Origin of the sequence: Okeania sp. SIO2F4, assembly GCF_010672385.1 — a bacterium.
Taxonomy (GTDB): domain Bacteria; phylum Cyanobacteriota; class Cyanobacteriia; order Cyanobacteriales; family Microcoleaceae; genus Trichodesmium.
In genome coordinates this window covers 1-4,559 of record NZ_JAAHGT010000806.1, presented here as the reverse complement: position 1 = coordinate 4,559, position 4,559 = coordinate 1, and the positions used below count along the sequence as shown (strand labels likewise).

At 32.6% G+C, this 4,559-nt stretch carries 2 protein-coding genes and 1 pseudogene; all 3 read right to left on the bottom strand.

The features are described from left to right. Positions 1 to 54: 54 nt before the first annotated feature. On the bottom strand, positions 55 to 414 hold the full coding sequence (locus F6K22_RS33040) for a hypothetical protein (RefSeq protein ID WP_293108083.1): 360 nt from the start codon (positions 412 to 414) through the stop codon (positions 55 to 57). A 24-nt stretch (positions 415 to 438) separates the two neighbouring features. After that, positions 439 to 1,875: a DUF5009 domain-containing protein gene (locus tag F6K22_RS33035; protein ID WP_293108080.1), complete on the bottom strand. Its 1,437-nt coding sequence runs from the start codon at positions 1,873 to 1,875 to the stop codon at positions 439 to 441. Between the two features lie 2,422 nt (positions 1,876 to 4,297). After that, a pseudogene (locus tag F6K22_RS33030) lies at positions 4,298 to 4,559 on the bottom strand (AarF/ABC1/UbiB kinase family protein); the annotation flags it as partial.

Below are 4,559 nucleotides of genomic sequence, written 5' to 3'. Positions count from 1 at the left end.
TGGATTTATGCCTGATCAAAACCCGCCCCACAAAACTTCAATAAACCATTGAATTTAATGACTTGATTTTCTATATATTTCCACTAAAACTCCAAGAAATGAACCAAATATACCCCCAATAATTCCTCCCCAAAATGGAATTAGTAGTGGACTAAAACAAACATAAAATCCATCCCAACCATCAGCACAATTTAAAGGTTGAATTTTGTCATGAGCAATAATAATAAAAAAAACTGTACTCAAAAGTGAAGTAAAAGTTGCTGCATTAAATATTCTCATCGTGCATCTGAAACGAGTAATTAAGTTAGTAATTCCACCAACTATTCCCCCAATAGTACCTCCGATGATGATGCCTACACAAGCACCAAACAATGAAACAAACCATACAAACACTACGGGAAGTATACTACTCATAAAATTCTCCTAATTTTATTGTTTTTAAGTCCTCCAAAAAAGTTTTAACCTGCTAAAAATACTTACAACAAATGCCACTATTAATGTATAAACAAATCCCCTAAACAATCCTAAACTTGGTGTTTGAGTCATTTGTGTAATTTCTTCATACCATCCAGTTAATTTGAAGAGAGGTAAAAGCAAGTTACCGAAAACCACATAAGCTATCATGGGATTTTCCCCATTATAAATCAATAATTTGAGAAGACCTTTCTGTTGAAAATAATCGCTAATCACAGTGAATAGAATCAACAGAAAAATAGACATTCCTGTGGTGATGAAAAAGTAACTAATAGTAGCACTATCTTTTTTGATGCCACCTTGAAAAGGTTCAAAAGCTAACCCTAATACGAGCCAATAAATACCCCAACCATAAAGTTTATTTAGCAAATTTTCTATCTGATTACCTGGTTGCTGGAATAATAACCAACCGGAACCACATAAAACTATAGTTATTAAAGTTGTTTGTAAAACCAGTCTAGATTGTAACCCAAGCAATAACACCAAGTCAATAGTCAGCATTAATAGTGCAATAATTAAAAAACGACTAGCTGGCCATTTTTCTACTATAGGATCATCATTATTAGTGTCATAGTTTCTCATACATTTTAAAATTAAATCTCCGGCAATAGTACCGGGAATGAGGATAAATAAATACTTCAAATAATCAAATCTAAAAATCCAAGGCAAAGGAGAGTTAAACCAAAACTCTTTCACCCATCCATCATCAGTAGCAGAAAATATTAACCCTAATAATATCCCTAATAATCCTAAACGTAACCACCAATTAGATTTAGTAAATAACCAAATTATCGAACCAAAAACCGCCATATTTGTTAATACTATGAGAATAATATCACTCCGTTCTAAGGAAAATTGACTACCATCAGGATATATTAATCTACTCAGAACTAAAATACATAAACTCCAGCCAGCTATACTAATAAATTTATTTATAAACTTGGGAAAAAATTTGGGTAAACGAGTGAACATTAAAAATAGGATAAAAAATCCTAGTAAAGCTAATTGCCACTTTTCAGGAGTTTCCTCTGCACTATTAATAATGTGCGGTCGAAAATGTTGCAAAACTATAGCAAAAGTGCCCAACAAAAATCCTCTTTTCAGTATAAAGAAAAATATTTGACTGTATCGCCAGTTTTTATTAATTAATCTAGATAAAGCTAGGGGTATAGATGCTCCCATTGCAAATAAGAAAATTGGAAAAACAATATCTACCCAAGTTAATCCAGGAAGATGAGGATTAAATACATAATTTGGTGGTGGTGTTTGAGCATGATACATCCAAGCAGGTAATGTTCCATCACGAGGAATTATGCCAGATAATACCATCATTAAAATAGTAAATCCACGCAAAGCATCTAAAGCATCAGCACGTTTTATAGAGGTTGGTTGTTTTACCATTGCGATATTTTAGTGGTAGTTAGGAGTCAGAATTACTGGAGTCATCAAGCCAGAGTATAAAGGATTTTGGCATTGCTGAATTAAGGTATGAAAGTAGGTTTATAGGGAATAGGGAAAACTTAATTGGGAACAGGGAACAGTTAATATTAATAAGTAGTTCAAACAATCCAAAATACAAAATACAAAATACAAAATTATCAAATCATACACACAACCAGCAACGCCAGGATTTTTATTTTTAATAGATATCTCCAGAAAATAAACTTGCTCTTTATTTAACATAGGCTAGACTTTTACAAGTCACTTACAAAATCATTTTTCGTATCTTAATTGCGAAAATATACTCCCTATTCCCTATTCCCTATTCCCTGTTCTCTACTATGTGCAAAAAGTCTATATCTTTATCTTTTTTTAGAGATGTCTAATGGCGATTAACTCTAATGAAATTTTTCACAACCTATTGAGGGTTGTTATATAGGAAATAGTTAGATTAAAATGTCAAAAAATGGAATTATAATACACTCGTTACTTGACATTATATTAATTAGAAAACTTGAGGATCTAGTTAAGGAATGAGAATTAAATAAGATCCAAAGTTTTTATCTAAGAGTATTGCACTGAAATACTTCTATGCAGGAAATCTAGAAGTTAATAAATCCTCATTCCTAATTTTTGCTAATTCTCTATTTCTAATCTTTTAAAGCTATACCCATAATGCTACCTCCACCTTTAGCTTTAGCTAGACGCATTGCTCAAGCAACTTCAGGTAATTTTTTACCAATGAATAATTGATAATTGATAATTAATCAATTCGGCTTTATTGCCTCTCCTTCCAAGGAGAAAAAGCGGTCGTTTTCGACTGTCGCCGACATGAAACGCGGAGCGACTTGAATTGCAGAGCAGACCGTAGGGTGGGATGGCGTTTCGCTTCGCGACATGAAAAGCGTTTCGCTGCGCGACATGAAAAGCGAGAGCTACCGTAGCAAGAGGCAGCTCCTCTGCAAGAGGCAGCTCCTCTCTCAAGAGCGGGTTTCCCTCTGAATGCAGAGCCGCTCCGAAGTACGCCATATCCAATCTTTTCTTGAGAAAAGAAATTGTGATTTCCTTATATTCAATTCCGTTGCGGTTTTAACCAGAGATAATTATCCATTATTCATTATCCATTATTAATTAATGAACATATCCTATAGTGCCAGTTAATCCAGTTTTTTATTTGTAAATTCTCTGTAAATCGTTTACTAAACTTGCCTGATAAGGTGCTTTAAATAGAATATTATCTCCTTGGCGTAAAACTACCGTAGAATTTAATTTTCCGAAAGTATCAAATTCTCTTATCGGCGGAAACTTGCGATATTTTATACTTACTCCTGCTTTTTATAACTCATGTTCAATAATGGATAATGGATAATGGATAATGGATAATTACCTCTCCCTAAAACGGATTGGATTGAATAAAAGGAAAATTTTTTCTTGTTTCTCCTTGCCCATGAGAGGCTTTAAACCTTAATTATTCGGTAAAAAATACCAGCTTGCTTTTTTCTAGTACCTGGATATTTAGATAAATTTATTTCCAACGAATAAATATTTTCTATATCAAGCACATAAACAAAAATAGTAAGTATAGACTTAAGAGATGAAATACCACCTGTCAAGTCAATATAGTTTTGTGAATTATCAAGAGGGTTAACAATTTTTCGTAGTTGCTCTACAAGATCCCTAAATCTATCAACATTAGAATCTTCTATTTTTGTGACATGATGTACTAAACTTGTTGAAGAAATTTTCTAGTTGCTTAGAGCTTCTTGCCAAGCTACTGAAATTGTCAAAGCTGATAATGATTGATCGGAATGAAAAATGTGTACTTGATGAAAAGTTAAATCGCTATTTTTGGTATTATTTCACCCTTGAAGGGTAGCTCCAATAATAGCCTTAATCATTGCAGGAATGTTTGTATTTCCTGCTAAAATAAGCTTGAATAATTTTTGATAAATATTCATTTTACTTTGTTTAATTTCCTATAATATAATTCCTCTAGTGGAGTTTAAGTTTTACACTAAGTTCGGTTATGAAAAAATACTTTTTCCAACTCTTATCTAATATAAAAAAATATTTGTTCATTCTTTCAATCTCAATGGTGAGCGCCAGATGTACTGATAACCGATAACTGAAATGACTCTTCCCTATTCCCTGACTTCTGCAAGAAGTCTATTAAAGATACTAATTAAACCGAATTTAGTATTATTCCTCAATCAAACCTCCATAAAAAAATTAGTTGCCAATAGAAACTTTTGCTACTAACAACTAACTATTAACTATTAGACTTATCCAAAAATTAAAAATCGAATCAATTATTATCCATAAATTATTAATTACTGTTCTCTATTCCCTATTCCCTCTTACTTATCAACCAATCAATATTAACTTAGCTAGAAGAAGCAGGTAAAGAAAGTTGAGGTTGAGTCTTTGGTTTATGACCATTACCATTAGTATTAGAATACTCTGGAGATAATAATACTTGACGAATCAAACGAGCGATCGCCCGTTGAGTCAAACCACCTGCTACTTGTTGCCCCATCTTTTGCATCTCTGGTTTAACTAATATATTTGGCACTAATTGTACTAATTGCATAGCATCAAAACCAGGAGTATCTTGAATAATTTGCCAGATATTTTTAATATGTTCT